This is a genomic window from Gordonia sp. CNJ-863, assembly GCF_001942325.1.
Lineage (GTDB): Bacteria > Actinomycetota > Actinomycetes > Mycobacteriales > Mycobacteriaceae > Gordonia > Gordonia alkanivorans.
Genome location: NZ_MKKG01000011.1, coordinates 170,926 through 186,601 on the forward strand (window position 1 = coordinate 170,926; position 15,676 = coordinate 186,601).

Below are 15,676 nucleotides of genomic sequence, written 5' to 3' on the forward strand. Positions count from 1 at the left end.
CAATAGGTATCGCTCAGCGATACCTAGTGCTGACTCCCTCAACGGAGCCGGCTTACCGAACCGGTGTCGTGGTCGTCGTCGACGACGCGGGCTGCTCCGAGACCGGCGGAGCCGACGGCGCGGGCTCCGGTGCGGAGGGGTCCGTCGTCGTCGCGGCGGATTGCTCTGCAGGGGCGGCGGATTCGGCCGCTGCCGACTCGGGTGCGGCGGGTACGGATGCCGACACGTCATCGCTCGACGGTGCAGCCGACTCCGAGGCGTCGGACGGGCCGGCCGATTCCGACGACGAGGTCTCCGACGACGGGGAGGAGGCGTCGGTCGACTCCAGTGCGGCCAGGACAGTGGCGTCGAGGGCGGGGGAGGCCGCGGCGGCCTGTTTCACGGCCATCGTGACCTTCGCGGGGGCCTCGGGATCAGGGCTGCCCGATGCCGACACGACCGTCGTCTTCGCGGTGACCGGCGGGTTGTTGCGCAGCGCCTCGAGGACGTGACCCTTGCCGTCGCCGAGAGCACGACCCCAGTTCTCCCAGGTGTGGCCGCCGTAGTTGGGCAGCGAGATCACCGACGCGCCGGACTGCTTGGCCTGCAGCTGCATCAGCACGGTCGACACCGCCGACAGGATCTCCAGCGCGATCGCCGAGATCTGATCCTGCGGGGCGAGCTTCGCCAGCTCGGACGGGGTGAGGAAACCGTTGCCCGACGAGATGACCAGCACCTGACCGTTCTCCGCGAGCTTGCCGACGTTCTTCGACGGGTCGTTGTCGGTCCAGCGGGTGCCGCCCGGCTTGCCCCACATGTTGACGATGCCGCTGACGTAGTTCGACACCAGGCTCTGCGTCGCGAAGACGCCGAGGGCGCCGATCGGGTTGTCGGTCTGGTAGTAACCCGACATCGCCTGGACGACCTTGAACTGCTCGGGGTGCCGCTCGGCGAGCGTCACCGCGGGGCCGCCCGACATCGACAATCCGACGATCGCGTTGTTGTTGCGGGCGACGCCGAATTGCTCCTCCAGGTACGCGGGGAGCTCGGAGGTCAGGAAGGTCTCCTGCTTGATGATGGTGTTGTTGCTGCCTGCGCCACCGTCCCAGTCGGTGTAGAACGACGACGCGCCGCCGACCGGCATGACCAGCGTTGTGTCGGCCTTGGCGTCGTAGACACGGGCGGCCTGGACGTCGGTGGTCCACGCCGAGCGGGTCTCGCTGGCGCGCATGCCGTCGAGCAGGTAGACGCCGCTGTCGCTGCCGCTGGAGGCGCGGATCTGGACGATCACGTGACGTTGCTGGGATTCCGACCACACCTTGCAGTTCTGCACGAAATATCCGGAGGAGTCCCAGGTGCAGCCCGGGCGCAACTTCTCCGGATGCCCGCGCAGGGCGCTGGCGGTGTTCGACGAGTCGAACAGCGTGCTCGCCCCGAACAGGCCGAGCGTGAGGATGGCGACGACCGAGATACCGGTCAACACCCGCCGGCGCGGCGAGAGACGACGGGGCTTCGGGCTGGGGGCCTCGGAACCGGGGGCCTCGGAAGGGCTGGCCTGGGATGAGTGCGACATAGAGCTCCTGACATACGTGGCCACCCGAAGATCGCGTCGGTGCCGATGTCAAGAATGTCGTTCGACGACCCGACCGGCGTTACGCCGGCTCTGTTCAGCCTGCTGCCTTCGCTGTTCGGATGGCGACCTCGGCCGTCTGCTCGGGGCGTTCCCACCAGAACATGTGCCCGACGCCGGCCCACCTTTCGAGGGAGGCGTCGGGGATGGCCGCGGCGAGCCGTTCGCCCTCGGCGACGCCGATGACGTCGTCGACGTCGCCGTGGATGACGGTCGTGGGGACGTCGATGGCGGCCAGCCGATCGCGGGTGTCGTGGCCCGCACAGGCCGCTGCCTGGGCAGCGACCACCGCCGACGGCACCTTGCGCAGTGTGGAGAACTTCGTGAACTTCTCGAATGCGCCGTCATCGGAACAGAATCCGGGGGACAGGTTGACCTCGAACGCGGTGCGGGCGACGCGCGCGGCGTCGCGGGAGGCGATGGCCTCGACCAGGCGCAGCGCGCCTGAGGTGCCGATCGCGCCCGGACCGCCCGCGGTGGTGCAGCCGAGGACCAGGCTGCGCACACGGTCGGCGTGGCCGAGGGTCAGCTCTTGGGCGATCATGCCGCCCATCGACGTGCCCAGGACGTGCGCGGTGTCCCAGCCGAGGCCGTCGAGGACACCACGCGCGTCGTCGGCGAGGTCGGCGATGGTGAACGAACCCTCCGCGCGGCTGCTCCCGCCGATGCCGCGATGGTCGTAGACGGCGACCTGGAAATGCGGGGTCAGTCGGTCGAGGAGTTCGGCGGTCCACATCTCCCGGTGTGCGGACATGCCCGCGATGAGCAGAAGCGGCTCGCCGGTGCCGGTCACCTCGACGTCGAGGACGGTGGTCGAGTCGGGGTGGGTGGGGATCAGCATGAAGGCCGATCGTACTCACGGCGCCTGCGACGCGTGGGCGTCGTGCGATAAACACACGCGATCAATCCCGGGAATCTGTGTCCTTGTCCTCGCCGGATACGGAGCTAGCCTCGCCCACATGTACGCAACCGGCTTCGAGCGGCCCACCGGTACCCGGCCGAGCCCGTCGTCGATGCTGCGCGATGCAGGCGGGACCTACCTGGCGAACGGCCTGATCGGACTGATCTTTGCCGCGTCGGGACCGGTGGCGGTGATCCTCGCGGCGGGTGCGGCGGGCGATCTCACCACAGCGCAGCTGTCGTCGTGGATCTTCGGGGTCTTCGTGCTCAACGGCATCCTGACGGTGGTTGCCAGCTGGGTGTATCAGATGCCGCTGGGGTTCGCGTGGACGATCCCCGGCACGGTGCTCGTCGGTTCGGCTTCGGCGCACCTGAGGTGGGCAGAGGTCGTCGGTGCGTTTCTCCTGACCGGCCTGCTGATCGTCCTGGTGGGTCTGACCGGGCGTGTGCGACAGGCGATGTCGGCGATACCGATGCCCATCGTGATGGGCATGGTCGCCGGAGTGTTCCTGCAGTTCGGCCTCGACGTCGTGGGCGCGGTCGGGACCGACCCCTGGGTCGCGGTACCGATCGTGGTGGCCTTCTTCGCGCTCCAGTGCCATCAGACGGTGAGCCGGCGGGTCCCGCCGATCATCGGCGCGTTCGTGGTGGGTGCCATCGCGGTCGTCGCGACCGGGTCCTTTCACATCGACACCCCGGCGTCGTCGATCGTGGCGGTGCCGGTCTTCACGGTCCCGGAGTTCACCGTCCGGGCAGCGATGGAACTGGTGGTGCCGCTCGCCATCACCGTGATCGTCGTACAGAACGGACAAGGGGTCGCGGTGCTGCGCGGCGCCGGACACCGTCCGCCGGTCAACGTGATCACCGTGGCGAGCGGGTTGTGGTCGGCACTCGCGGCGTCTGTCGGGGCCATCTCGTCGTGCCTGACCGGCCCCACCAATGCCTTGCTGGTGGCGGGCGGCCGTCGCGACCGTCAGTACATCGCGGCACTGACCTTCGGTGTTCTCGCGATCGTGATCGGTGTGTTCGCGCCGGTGTTCGTCACGCTCATGCAGGCGATGCCGGCCGCGTTCATCGCGACGGTTGGCGGTCTGGCGCTCCTCGGTGCGCTGCAGGGAGCATTCCGCGGGGCATTCGGCTCTCGGTTCACGATGGGCGCGCTGTTGACCTTCCTGGTCTCGGTGTCGGACCTGACGGTCCTGAACATCGGTTCGGCCTTCTGGGGGCTCGTCGCCGGGATGGCGGTGTCCTGGGTCGTGGAGCGCAACGACTTCCGCGCCGAGGACCCGGTCTGAGCACCGACGGACGCGGCACCGACAGACGGAAACCGGCGGGCACATGTGGATGTGCCCGCCGGACCTGAGAGAGGATGTGGCGTCAGGCGCCGTAGCCGAGTAGCGACTTGACCTCGAGGAACTCGTCGAAGGCGTAGTCGCCCCATTCGCGGCCGTTGCCACTCTTCTTGTAGCCACCGAATGGTGCGACCGGGTCGACCGTGGCACCGTTGAGACCGATCGAACCCGCGCGGATGCGCGAACCGATGCGGCGGACCTCGTCGATGTCCTTGCCGGAGACGTAACCGGCGAGGCCGTATTCGGTGTCGTTGCCGATCTTGATCGCCTCGTCGATCGAGTCGTAGGCGATGACGACGAGGACCGGACCGAAGACCTCGGTGCGGGCGATCTCCATGTCGTTGGTGACGTTGGTGAACACCGTCGGCTTCACGTAGTAGCCGGTCTCGAGACCTTCCGGGCGTCCCGCGCCGCCGATGACCGGGGTGGCGCCGTCGGCGATCGCACGCTCGATGAGGCCCTGGATCTTCTCGAACTGTGCCTCGGAGACCACCGGGCCGAGCTGCACATCGGTCGTCGGATCGCCGACGGTGATGTTCGGCTCGACCGACTTGGCGATCTCGGCGACCTCGTCGAGACGGGAGGACGGCACGAGCATGCGGCTCGGGGCGTTGCACGACTGGCCGGAGTTCATCATCATCGCCGCGATGCCGCCGGCGACGTTCTTCGCGAAGTCCTCGTCGTCGAGGATGATGTTCGGGCTCTTGCCGCCGAGCTCCTGGGCGACGCGCTTGACCGACGGGGCCGCGGTCTTGGCTACCTCGATGCCCGCACGGGTGGACCCGGTGAACGAGATCATGTCGATGTCGGGGTGGGCGGCCAGCGCGGCGCCGACGCCCGGTCCGTCACCGTTGACGAGGTTGAACACACCGGCGGGAACGCCTGCGGCGTCGAAGATCTCGGCCACGATGGCGGCAGAGAACGGTGCCACCTCGGAGGGCTTGAGCACCATGGTGCAGCCGGTGGCCAGGGCCGGGGCGACCTTGCACATGACCTGGTTCAGCGGCCAGTTCCACGGCGTGATGAAACCGCAGACGCCGATCGGCTCCTTGACGATGCGGTGTCCGCCGCGGTCCTCGCTGAAGGAGAAGCCGGGTAGCTGGGCGGCGGCGGTCATCAGGTGGCCGAGGCCGATCGGAACCTGCGCGGCGTTGGTGAGGCCGACGGGGGAGCCCATCTCCTCGGTGACCGCGGCGGCGAGATCGCCCATGCGGTTCTGGTACTCGGCGATGATCCGGTTGATGACCTCGAGTCGCTCCTCGACGGTGGTCTGGCCCCAGGTCTCGAAGGCGCGACGGGCGGCTTCCACGGCGGCGTCGACATCGGCAGCGCTTCCGATCGCGACCTGGCCGGCGGCCTTCTCCGTGGCCGGGTTGATCACGTCGATGACGTTGAGCTCGGCGGGTTCCACCCACCGGCCGTCGATGTAGAACTTGGTGATGTCCGGCATATCGCCTCCGTTGTCGCACTGATGTGAGGACATTTGTTGTCGATTTCACACTCTATGCCTTGAGGCGGCGGAGGTCTCGCGATTCCGGTAGCCGGAAGAGGTCGACGGGTGGGACATTTTGGGACAGCCGTCCCAGTCGCATTTTGCGACAGTTCGTCCCGAGGTCGGGGACTAAGGTCGAGGCATGATTCTCATCGTCGTGAAATGGCCCATCAAGCCCGAGTATGCGGACGAATGGCCGGAGCTGTCGCGCGAGTTCACCGAGGCGACGCGCGCCGAACCGGGCAACAAGTGGTTCGACTGGTCGCGTTCGCTGGACGACCCGCACACCTACGTGCTGGTCGAGGCATTCGACGACGACGCGGCCGAGGCGCATGTGACCTCGCCGCACTTCAAGCAGGCGCAGCAGGAGCTGCCCAAGTACCTGCAGCGGACCCCGGACGTCATCAACACCACCATTGACGGGGACGAGTGGTCGAAACTGGGCGAGTTCGAGGTCGCCTGACCGACGCCGCCGTCAGGGCCCGGTGCGGACCGCCGCATCCGGGGCGGTGTCGGTCGACGGGCCCGAGTCGTCGAGCCGGAGTTTCTCTCCTTCGATGTCGACGTCGGGCAGGATGCGGTCGAGCCACCGCGGCAGCCACCATGCCTTGTCGCCGAGCACCGTGAGCACCGCGGGCATGAGTGTCATGCGGACGACGAAGGCGTCGAAGAACACCGCCGCGGCCAGCGCGAAGCCCATCACCTTGATGAAGACCATGTCCTGCAACATGAACGCCGCGAACACGGAGATCATGATCGCTGCAGCGGCGGCCACCACGCGAGCGCTGTGTCGGTAACCCTCGACGACGGCGGTTTTCGCATCGGCGCCGTGGACGTAGGCCTCCCGCATCCGCGTCACGAGGAACACCTGGTAGTCCATCGCGAGTCCGAACACGATGCCCACCAGCATGATCGGCAGGAATGACACCACCGGCTGGGGATTCCCGACGATGCCCAGGGCTCCGTCGGTGAACAGCGCAACCGTGACACCGAAAGTGGCGGCAACGCTGAGCAGGAATCCGAGCGCGGCGGTCAAGGGCACCAGGATCGACCGGAACACGATGATCAACAGGATGAACGCCAGCCCCACCACGACCAGCAGGTAGGGGATGAGCGAGTCGGACAACCGGTCGGAGATGTCGAGCTCGATCGCGGTCTGACCGGTCACGCCGTACGAGATGCCGGTGGCCGCGGCGACGCGGGGCTCCATGTCGCGCAGGGTCTGGACGAGTTGCGGGGTGGCCTCGTCCGACGGGGCGGTTGAGGGGATGATGGTGATCTTCGCGGTGTCGCGGGCCTCGTTCAGTCCGCCGGCGCCGATCTGCGCGATCTTCACCCCTTCGATCTGGGCGAAGTCGTCGACGAGGGTGCCGAACGTGCGGAGCCGGTCACCCGTGTCCTCGATACCGCGCCCATCGGCGACGACGACGAGCGGGCCGTTGAACCCGGGCCCGTAGCCGTCGGCGACCATGTCGTACGCCTGTCGCTGTGTCGTCGACGGCTCGGCGGTCCCGTCGTTGGGCAGAGCCAGCTTGAGGCCGGTCATCGGGACCGCGAGTACGACGAGGATGCCGACGATCGCAGCGGTGACGGCGCGCGGATGGGCGACGATGCGCTGGACCCAGCGCTGGCCGTTGTGCACGCGCTCGGCCTCGTGCGGTTCCACATCGGGCGCGTTGAGGCGAGGGAGTCGCCCGCCGAAGGCCTTGCCGCCGAACAGGCCGAGAATCGCTGGTAGCAAGGTCAGGGCCACCAGCACCGCGACGATCACGGTGGCCGCCGCCGCGACACCCATCGCGGTGAGGAACGGGATGTTGACGATCGCCAGCGCCGCGAGCGCGATCACGACGGTGCTACCCGCGAACACGACAGCCGAGCCTGCGGTGCCGACGGCCCGCCCGGCCGCGTCAGCTCGGTTCGACGATCGATGGACCTCGTGGCGATACCGCGACACGATGAACAAGGCGTAGTCGATGCCGACGGCGAGTCCGATCATCGTGGCGAGGATTGGGGTCTCTTTGCTCAGATCGAAGAAGTGCGTGCCCATCTGGATGCCGAGCATGCCGATCGCCACGCCCACGATCGCGGTGATGATCGGCATGCCCCACGCGACGAGTGAGGCGAAGGTGAGGATCAGGATCAGTGCGCCGACCCCGATCCCGATGAGTTCGGAGGTGATACCGAGCTCGAATTGCTGTGTGGCAGTGCCCTTCATCTCGACGGTGAGTCCAGCGGCTCGCCCGTCCTCCGCGACGGCGTCCATCTGCTCGCGGGACCTCTCGGTGATGTCCGACGACGCCTCCACGGCGAAGGACGTACCGAACTGCGCGACGGTGGCCGAGGAGTTGATGGGTGAGGTCGCCTGGGCATCGGCCGCCGCCTCGGCGGCACTCTTGCCGAAGGTCTGCTCCTGGAAGGCCTGGGACAGTTCCCGGAGTCGACCGGGGGACTGTTCGGTGCCGTAGGAGACGAACGGATTGACGATCGAGTCGGGACTCGACACCCCGTCGACGTTCTTGAGGTCGGCGACCATGTCGTCGATCGCCTGCTGGTACCGGGGCTCGGTGAGCGTCGATCCCTGGGGTGCGCGAACCACATAGGTGACGCCGACGTCCGAGCCGAACGAGGGTTCGTCGGGGAAGCGCTCGACCATCAGGTCCTGCGCCTTCTCCGACGGGATGCCCGGGATGGAGAACGATTCGGACGTGGGTTTGGCCAGCAGTGTTGCGCCGACACCCAATCCGATGAGGACGAGAACCCAGATCGTGATCGTCTTGAGGCGATTCTCGTACGTCCAGCGTCCGAGTCGGTACAGGTGTGTTGCCACGTCAGGGCTCCTTGTGGGATGCGTCGGCCGGGCGGCTCATGAGCGGAATGGAATGCTCCAGACCCGCCGACATCTGGTCGAAGGCGGACTCGAGCACGGTAGGCAGGTCGGGTCGGCCGCGAGCCACGAAGAACTCGAGGGCGACTCGCGCGGCGGTGATTGCGGTGTGGACGACCAGGTGGGGATACATCGCATCGGTCCGCTGGCCGCGGCGGGCGTAGAGCAGCGTGAGCCGGGATTCGACCGTCTGGTCGAGGTCCATGTCGCGGGATCGGGCGGTCAGGGCCGGGTCGGTGTCGAGAAGCCTCAGCAATGCAACGATCTCGGCCGGCTCGCCGACGTCGAGTGAGGTGGCGGTCTCGGTCACCGCGGTCCGGACCGAACACCAGAAGCTCTCCTCGGCCGGCCGGGCTTCAATCCGCTCGATGACCGAATCCAGTAGGAGGTCCACAAGGTGGAGGAGGGCGTCTTCTTTGCCGCGAAGTAGTTGTGGAAGGTGCGGACCGAGACGTTCGCCTCCGCGGCGACCGCGTCGATGGTCACGTGGTCGATCCCGTCGCGCGTCGACAGGCGGAGCACGGCACGGGCGAGCGCCTTACGCGTTGCGGCCTTCTTCGCCTCACGGAGTCCTGACGGGTGCACTCCTCCACGGTACGGAAGTTGCAGAGCCATGCAAACTTGCAGACGTGTGCAAAATTGAGTGTGTTCTCTCACTCGACGCCGGGAGTGGTGGGGCTCACGCTGGATCAGGCCGCCGGGGCGGCGTTCGGGCTAACCTCCGTGCACGCTGCTGAGGATCGCGATGATCACGCCCGCGACCGTCAGCACGCCGACCACCCACGCCATGGTGATCGCAAGCCGACGGCGACGGAACCGTGCGGCGTTGATCGCGACGCCGAGGCACACGAGAATCGCGATCGAGTAGAGCGAGATGCCGAGGGTGAGCAGCGCGGCCGAGGAATCGGCGGCTACAGCGTCGGCGGCTGGGGAGTCGACGGCCAGAACCCGGGTGGACATGTCCCCGAGTACATCACCACCGCAGCATCACCCCGCCGCTGACCCGGGCGGCTTACGTGTACGACCACCGGACAGACAGGGCAACCAAGCGCTTGCTAGGGTTCCCGCATCGGCTCGGTCGAGGAGGATGCGTGGACGTCGACGGCAAGGGACTGACGGGCAAGGTCTTCGTGGTGACCGGTGCGGGCAACGGTATCGGCCGGTGCGTCGCACTGGAACTGATCTCCCGCGGTGCGAGGGTGGTCGGCGCGGACATCAACGAGGTCGGTCTCGCGGAGACCGGACGGCTGGTGGGCGACTCCCGGTTCCACGGGCACAAGCTGGACATCAGTGATCGCGAAGCGGTGCAACGGTTTCCGAAGGTCGTGCTCGCTGACGTCGAGCAGGTCGACGGACTGTTCAACATGGCCGGCATCCCGCAGGACACCCAACCCATCGCCGAGGTCGACGACGACCGCATCGACCTGCTCATGCGTGTCAACTACTACGGCACCGTGTGGCTCACCCGGGCCTTCCTGCCGCATCTGGAACAGCGTCCCGACGGTGGACTGGTCCTCATCACGTCGAGCCTGTCCGGGCTCGCACCGTTCCCGGGCGCGGCGTTCTACGGAGCCAGCAAGGCGGCGGTTGCGTTCTTCGGATACGGCCTCGCACAGGATCTGCGGGGGAAGAAATCGAAGGTCACCGCCACCACGGTCCTCCCCGGAACCATCTGGACCGACCTCGTCCGCAACACCTCCAAGGCCCTCGGCACCCCCGAAGCCCTGGCGAAGAACTTCGCGATGGCCCCGGAAAAGGCTGCACGCCTGATCATCGACGCCGCGCTCGCCGGCTGGGTGCGCGCGGTGGTCGGCAAGGACGCCCACGTGTTCAACGGAGCACGCAGGCTGAGTTCACGACTAAGCGAGCGGATGGCGTATGCACAGGTGGGCCGATTCGTCTATCGGCCGGTGCGTCGTCGGAACGGATGACATCGAGCCGGGAGCCGAGGCTACTGGTTGAATTCGACCATGCGATCTTCCCGGTCATCTGCTGCACGCATCATCGTGACCCGTGTGGTTACCGCTGCGATTGCCATGTCCGTCGTCGTGGGGCTCGGTGCCGCTCCGGCGCTCGCCGCTCCGTCGGCCGGGGAGCGGAGGTCGCTCAGCTACGTCGCCCTGGGTGATTCGCGGGCGGCCAGCCCGACCACGCTCACCCAGTTCCAGGGATGCTCACGGTCGGAGACGGCCTACCCGAACCTGCTCGCGAAGACCATCGCTGCGACGTCGTTCCGCACGGTGGCCTGTGTCGGCGCCCGCGGGGAGAACATCACCACGGCGCCGCAGCTGCGGTTCGACGGATTCCATCCACCGCAGATCGAGGCGGTGCGTCCCGACACGGACCTGATCACGATCTCGATCGGCGCCAACGACGCCAACTGGGGCAACCTCTCGCGCTGGTGTATCGCGCCGATCCAGGGCATGGACTCGCGCTGCCGGACCAATCCCTTCTACGTCACCGGGATCAACGACGGGCTGCGCGCGCTCGAGGCCTCGGTCGACTCGTCGCTCGAGGCCGTCCGGAAGCGGGCGCCCAAGGCGGTCATCGCTGTGATCGGACAGGGCGGGTACTTCGGCGACCGCGGATGCTATCCGGCCAACCCGGCAAGCGACGCCGACATCAGGTTCATCCGGAACGGCTTCCTGGCCCGGTACAACACGATTCTGGAGAAGGTGTCCGGACGTCACGGCGCCGTCTTCGTCGACATCCAGAACCGGGTCGTCGGGCATGACGCCTGCTCCGGGGACAAGTGGTTCGAGGGCTTCGTGCCGACCAGCATCTACCTCGGATTCCACCAGAACCTCAAGGGGAATGAGGCCATGGCTCGCCTGATCGCCGAGGCGCTGCCGGAGGACCTCGGCACCTCGCGCTGAGTTCGACAACCCGGTGCCCCCAGTCGGACTCGAACCGACACTGTGCCGATTTTAAGTCGGCTGCCTCTGCCATTTGGGCTATGGGGGCTTCGGAGTGAGCATAGTCAGGCTCCGTGACCTGCTTGTTCCTCGACCCGTCTTTCCTTGACCCGCTCACCTGAGCGGGTGATCATCGGAGGATGGACGCGGCAGCGGTGACCGGCGCACGGAACTGGGAGGCTGTCCGCACGCGGCATCCCGAACTCGTCGACCGTCTGGAGGTCGGCCTGTTGCAGGGCGATCCGCTTGCCGACGCGGTGGTCGTCGAGGCCCGCGAACGGGGCATGTCGTTCTCGACACTCGTCGATCTCCTGGAGTCCCATGCGGATTCGGAGGCGGGTGATCCCGACCGGATCGAGATGCTGGCGTCGATGCGTCGCCTGCTGCAGGTGACGAGCGCCCCGCCACCCTGGTTCGACGCGGCATTCGCGGCGTCGGGGGCCCGTGCGTGGTGGCGATTCGGCACGCTTCAGTCGTCGACGCTCTACCAATCGCTGATCTACGGATACAAGGCGCAGGCTTCGTCCGGCCGTTGGTCGCGACCGGGCGCCTCGGGTTGGGAACCCGCGATCGGGGGCAGTCGACCGCGCGCTGGGTCGCCGAGGCCACCACACCGGGCGCGATGCTTCCAGGGAACCCGGGTTGGGTTGGGACACTGCGCATTCGGTTGCTTCACGCCTACATCCGAGATGTCCTTCGCCACCCACATGACGAGGGTGCGCCGGGCTGGGATGAAGCCGAGTGGGGCGTACCGATCAACCAGACGTATTCGGTCATGACCATCTCCTGCGGTTTCCTCGCGCTGCCGCTGCTGGTCGCACGTGACTTCGGTATCCACTACAGCAGCGCCGAACGCGAGGCGATCACGCATCTGTGGCGGTGGATCGGTTGGGTCATCGGCGTCGACGACGACCTGCTCCCGGCCAGCCACGCCGAGGCAGCCGACCTGTTCCGGGTGGCCGCCGAATTCGAACTCCAGCCCGACGACTCGTCGAAGGTGCTCATCAAGGCATTGCTGCACGAGGGCTACGACCTGCCCGGCGTCGTACACGGTGCCGCGCCGATCCCGGTGCCCTCGATCCTGGTCTCCGCGCTCGATGCGGTGACCGGTCCCGTTCTCCGATCGTCGTTCTCCGCCATCTCGACGCGGTGGGTGGAACGCTCGGTTGCGCGGCGGATGGGCTTACGTCGTTCGCCGCTGCATCACCTCGTCGACGTCGCGCGCCCGGCGATCCGGTTGCGGGAGATCATCCGTACGACCGGGCTGCTCGGCTCGGAGTCCGCCGTCATCGAACGCGAGCTCCGCACCGTGCGTCGCGGGCTCGGGATGGAAGTTCACGCCGGGAAACGCCGTTGACCCGCTAACTTACTGCTGATAACTTAACGCCGTAAGTCGACCGAGGCGAGGGGGACGCACGGTGGTTCGATCGACACGGCTGATCATCGCGATGCCGAGGAGGGTGCTGCTCGGCGCCTTCGTGCTGATCGTGGTGTGCGGCGCGTACGGTGCGACCGCCGCCGAACATCTCCTGGCCGGTGGCTACAGCGCTCCGAACGCCGAATCCGCGAGAGCCGACAAGGTGCTCGCCGAGACGTTCAACCGCGGCGGTATCCAGGTCGTCCTCAAACTCGACGGTCCCGACGGCGTGGACATCTCGCGCGACCCGACCGCGAAAGCCCTGGCCGACAACATTATCCGTGAACTCGATGCGAACGAGCATGTGCAAGACCAGATCCTGTCGGTCTGGGCCGACCCGGCCCTCGACTCCGCGCTGGTCAGCCGCGACCGGACGTCGACGCTGATCATCGCCGCCCTCGAGGGCGGCGAGGACCTGGCCCCCGCCCGGGCCGCGCAGATCGAAGAGGAGTTCACCGGGGAACGCGACGGGTTCTCGATCCGGGTCGGCGGCCAGGCGCTCGTCTACTCCCAGGTCAACGAGCAGACCTCGTCCGACCTGTTGATGGCCGAGGCGATCGCCATCCCCATCACCTTCCTCGTGCTGATCTTCGTGTTCGGCGGACTGATCGCGGCGGCCCTGCCCGTCGGCATCGGGATCATCTCGATCATCCTGACGTTCGCGCTGCTGCGGGCGATCGGATCGGTCACCGACGTCTCGGTGTTCGCGCTGAACCTGACCACCGCACTGGGTCTCGCGTTGGCCATCGACTACACGTTGCTGCTGCTCACGCGCTACCGGGAGGAGGTCGACCGGGGACTCGAACGTCCCGACGCGATCGTCCGTACTCTCGCGACCGCCGGTCGGACCGTGGCGTTCTCGGCCGTGACCGTGGCGCTCTCGCTCAGTGCGCTGGTGTTGTTCCCGCAGTACTTCCTGCGTTCCTTCGCCTTCGCCGGCCTGGGAGTCGTGGCCGTGGCGGCGTTCTCCGCGCTCATCATCACCCCGGCCGTGCTGATGGTCCTCGGGGATCGGATCGACGCTCTCGACGCACGGAAACCCGTGCGTCGGCTGCTGCGTCTGCCGCCGCCGCAGCCGCGCGAGCCGGAGGACACCAGGTGGTACCGCCTCGTCCAGTGGGTGCTGCGCCATGCATTGCCGGTCGCCGCGGTGGTCACCATCTTCCTGCTGGTCCTCGGCGCACCGTTCCTCTCACTCCGGATGGGCTTCCCCGACGACCGCGTGCTCCCGGAGTCCGCCAGTTCGCACGCCATCCAGCAGGAGATCCGCGACGACTACGAGGACGACCTCTCCTCGGCCATCACCATTGTCGTGCAGGGGCCGGCGGGGCCGGAATCGCTCGCCGCGTACACGAGAGCGCTGTCGCAGGTCGACGACGTCAACTCGGCCGGTTCGTCGGCGGGGACCTTCGTCCGCGGCGAGCCGCTCGCGCCCGGCAGTCCCGACGAGAGCCGCGGCGACGTGCACGTCGTCAACGTGTCCACCGATCGCGACCCGACGAGCGATGCAGGCATGGCTCAGCTCGACGCGTTGCGTGCGGTACCCGCACCCGAGAGAACCGACACCCTGTTCACCGGTCTGGCGGCGACCACCGATGACACCGTCAGTTCGATCTTCGCCCACACGCCCTGGGTGCTGGCCATCATCGCCGTCGCCACATTCGTGCTGCTGTTCCTCTTCACCGGCAGCGTTGTCCTCCCACTGAAGGCACTGGCGCTCAACATCCTCTCGTTGTCGGCGACCTTCGGTGCGATGGTCTGGTTCTTCCAGGAGGGTCACCTCGACGGCCTGGGCACGACGGCGACCGGGACACTCAACGCGACCGTGCCTGTCCTGCTGTTCTGCGTGGCGTTCGGTCTGTCCATGGACTACGAGATGTTCCTGCTCGGACGCGTGCGAGAGGAATGGCTGAAATCCGACCGCACCCGCGGGGCGAACGACCACGCGGTCGCGTTAGGCCTCGCGCGTACCGGCCGGGTGATCACCGCGGCGGCCCTGTTGATGAGTATCGTCTTCGCCGCGATCGCGGCTCCCAGGTGTCGTTCATGCGTATGTTCGGAGTGGGGCTGGCGCTGGCCGTGGTGATGGACGCGACCCTGGTCAGGATGTTCCTGGTGCCGGCATTCATGCGCCTCGTCGGACGCGCCAACTGGTGGGCGCCGCCCCCGCTGCGGAAGCTCCACGACCGCTTCGGGTTGTCCGAGGAAGTTGCCGAAGACCTCCCGGGGGACGACACATCCCGTCGGTACCGGACTCAGGAGAAGGATCGAGCGCAGGAGAACAGTGACGACACGCAGACGGGCGAGGTCGCCTCGCGGGGCAGGTGAGATCCTCGCCGAGGAGATCATCGAGGCCGCGGGTGACCTCCTGGTCGAGCACGGAGACGACACCGCCATGTCGATCCGGGCGGTCGCCACTCGCGTCGGGGTGACCCCGCCGTCGATCTACCTGCACTTCGCCGACAAGGGCGCGTTGCTCGACGCCGTGTGCGCCCGATACTTCGAGCGACTCGACGCCCAGCTCGACGCCGCCACCGAGGACATCACCGACCCGTTGGACCGTGCGCTGCAACTCGGGCTCGCCTACATCCGATTCGCCGTCGCGACCCCGGTGCTCTACCGGGTCGCCTTTGGGAAGCCCGCCGACGCCGCACATCCCTCCAAGGTCGACCAGGTGCTGACCGCCAGCGCCTACACGCGGTTCGTGGACACGGTGACCGAGCTCGCCGACGAGGGCATGTTCGACCACGACGAGGTGAAGGACGTCGTCCTCGAACTCTGGGCCGCCGCGCATGGCATCGCCTCGCTGATGCTCGCCAAGCCCGGCCTGGGCTGGGGAGACCAGTTCGAGCGGGCCGAGTCGATGCTGAAGGCCGTGTGCCTGGGACGTGCGGTGATGACCGTGAACGCAGGAACTCGGGACTCCGAAACCGCTCGGTCCTGGCTGATGACGCTCCGTTCCCGGCAGGACGGGGAGCGGTCGTGAACGACAGAATGGTCAAGAGCCGGTAAAGTCGCATTCGACACGGTCGTCTTGTGATCCCGTCAGGGAACTCACAGGAATGACCCGACGTTGAGACGGTATACATCCGTACCGATTAAGGAGC

Annotated in this window: 14 protein-coding genes, 1 tRNA gene and 1 pseudogene; 7 read left to right on the plus strand and 9 right to left on the minus strand. The window is 67.3% G+C overall.

Going from position 1 to position 15,676, the window contains the following annotated elements; genetic code table 11:
- Nucleotides 1-52: 52 nt before the first annotated feature.
- Nucleotides 53-1,552 (minus strand): alpha/beta hydrolase family protein, encoded by a 1,500-nt coding sequence (locus tag BJF87_RS06670; RefSeq protein ID WP_035750474.1) that lies wholly within the window; start codon nt 1,550-1,552, stop codon nt 53-55.
- A gap of 94 nt (nt 1,553-1,646) precedes the next feature.
- Complete coding sequence (locus BJF87_RS06675) at nt 1,647-2,450, minus strand: alpha/beta fold hydrolase (RefSeq protein WP_006357677.1); 804 nt, start codon at nt 2,448-2,450, stop codon at nt 1,647-1,649.
- Between the two features lie 118 nt (nt 2,451-2,568).
- On the opposite strand from BJF87_RS06675, the gene BJF87_RS06680 reads away from it, so the two are divergent.
- Nucleotides 2,569-3,804, plus strand: coding sequence for a benzoate/H(+) symporter BenE family transporter (locus BJF87_RS06680; RefSeq protein WP_006357678.1), 1,236 nt, complete (start codon nt 2,569-2,571; stop codon nt 3,802-3,804).
- An 82-nt stretch (nt 3,805-3,886) separates the two neighbouring features.
- On the opposite strand, the gene BJF87_RS06685 is transcribed toward BJF87_RS06680, so the two are convergent.
- The gene (locus tag BJF87_RS06685; protein ID WP_006357679.1) at nt 3,887-5,311 is read right to left on the minus strand and encodes an aldehyde dehydrogenase family protein; all 1,425 of its coding nucleotides are present in this window, start codon (nt 5,309-5,311) and stop codon (nt 3,887-3,889) included.
- A 184-nt stretch (nt 5,312-5,495) separates the two neighbouring features.
- On the opposite strand from BJF87_RS06685, the gene BJF87_RS06690 reads away from it, so the two are divergent.
- Nucleotides 5,496-5,816: a putative quinol monooxygenase gene (locus BJF87_RS06690; RefSeq protein ID WP_006357680.1), complete on the plus strand. Its 321-nt coding sequence runs from the start codon at nt 5,496-5,498 to the stop codon at nt 5,814-5,816.
- Nucleotides 5,817-5,828: 12 nt separating this feature from the next.
- On the opposite strand, the gene BJF87_RS06695 is transcribed toward BJF87_RS06690, so the two are convergent.
- From BJF87_RS06695 to BJF87_RS06705, 4 genes are all read right to left on the minus strand, one after another.
- Nucleotides 5,829-8,180 carry an MMPL family transporter gene (locus BJF87_RS06695; protein ID WP_075862841.1) on the minus strand — a complete coding sequence of 784 codons (2,352 nt, stop codon included), beginning with the start codon at nt 8,178-8,180 and terminating at the stop codon, nt 5,829-5,831.
- Nucleotide 8,181: 1 nt separating this feature from the next.
- Nucleotides 8,182-8,547, minus strand: a complete 366-nt coding sequence (locus BJF87_RS27090) for a hypothetical protein (protein ID WP_006357682.1) — start codon at nt 8,545-8,547, stop codon at nt 8,182-8,184.
- Nucleotides 8,544-8,822, minus strand: coding sequence for a TetR/AcrR family transcriptional regulator (locus BJF87_RS27095; protein ID WP_006357683.1), 279 nt, complete (start codon nt 8,820-8,822; stop codon nt 8,544-8,546). The genes BJF87_RS27090 and BJF87_RS27095 overlap by 4 nt, the downstream gene beginning before the upstream one ends.
- 129 nt (nt 8,823-8,951) lie before the next feature.
- Complete coding sequence (locus BJF87_RS06705) at nt 8,952-9,197, minus strand: hypothetical protein (RefSeq protein ID WP_006357684.1); 246 nt, start codon at nt 9,195-9,197, stop codon at nt 8,952-8,954.
- Nucleotides 9,198-9,328: 131 nt separating this feature from the next.
- Here BJF87_RS06705 and BJF87_RS06710 point away from each other — a divergent pair, with 131 nt between their 5' ends.
- Together BJF87_RS06710 and BJF87_RS06715 are read left to right on the plus strand one after the other, a co-directional pair.
- Nucleotides 9,329-10,168, plus strand: coding sequence for an SDR family oxidoreductase (locus tag BJF87_RS06710; protein WP_075862842.1), 840 nt, complete (start codon nt 9,329-9,331; stop codon nt 10,166-10,168).
- Between the two features lie 105 nt (nt 10,169-10,273).
- On the plus strand, nt 10,274-11,113 hold the full coding sequence (locus BJF87_RS06715; protein WP_006357686.1) for an SGNH/GDSL hydrolase family protein: 840 nt from the start codon (nt 10,274-10,276) through the stop codon (nt 11,111-11,113).
- Nucleotides 11,114-11,127: 14 nt separating this feature from the next.
- Here the strand turns inward: BJF87_RS06715 and BJF87_RS06720 are convergent.
- Both BJF87_RS06720 and BJF87_RS27200 read right to left on the minus strand, forming a co-directional pair.
- Nucleotides 11,128-11,201 (minus strand) — tRNA-Leu (locus tag BJF87_RS06720).
- Between the two features lie 16 nt (nt 11,202-11,217).
- On the minus strand, nt 11,218-11,475 hold the full coding sequence (locus BJF87_RS27200; protein WP_231380801.1) for a hypothetical protein: 258 nt from the start codon (nt 11,473-11,475) through the stop codon (nt 11,218-11,220).
- Nucleotides 11,476-11,603: 128 nt separating this feature from the next.
- On the opposite strand from BJF87_RS27200, the gene BJF87_RS06725 reads away from it, so the two are divergent.
- From BJF87_RS06725 to BJF87_RS06735, 3 genes and pseudogenes are all read left to right on the plus strand, one after another.
- Nucleotides 11,604-12,509, plus strand: a complete 906-nt coding sequence (locus BJF87_RS06725) for an oxygenase MpaB family protein (protein WP_396246697.1) — start codon at nt 11,604-11,606, stop codon at nt 12,507-12,509.
- Between the two features lie 91 nt (nt 12,510-12,600).
- Nucleotides 12,601-14,897, plus strand: a pseudogene (locus BJF87_RS06730) (MMPL family transporter).
- Complete coding sequence (locus BJF87_RS06735) at nt 14,854-15,555, plus strand: TetR/AcrR family transcriptional regulator (RefSeq protein ID WP_035750487.1); 702 nt, start codon at nt 14,854-14,856, stop codon at nt 15,553-15,555. Before BJF87_RS06730 ends, BJF87_RS06735 begins: the two are co-directional and overlap by 44 nt.
- The last annotated feature ends 121 nt before the right edge of the window (nt 15,556-15,676 follow it).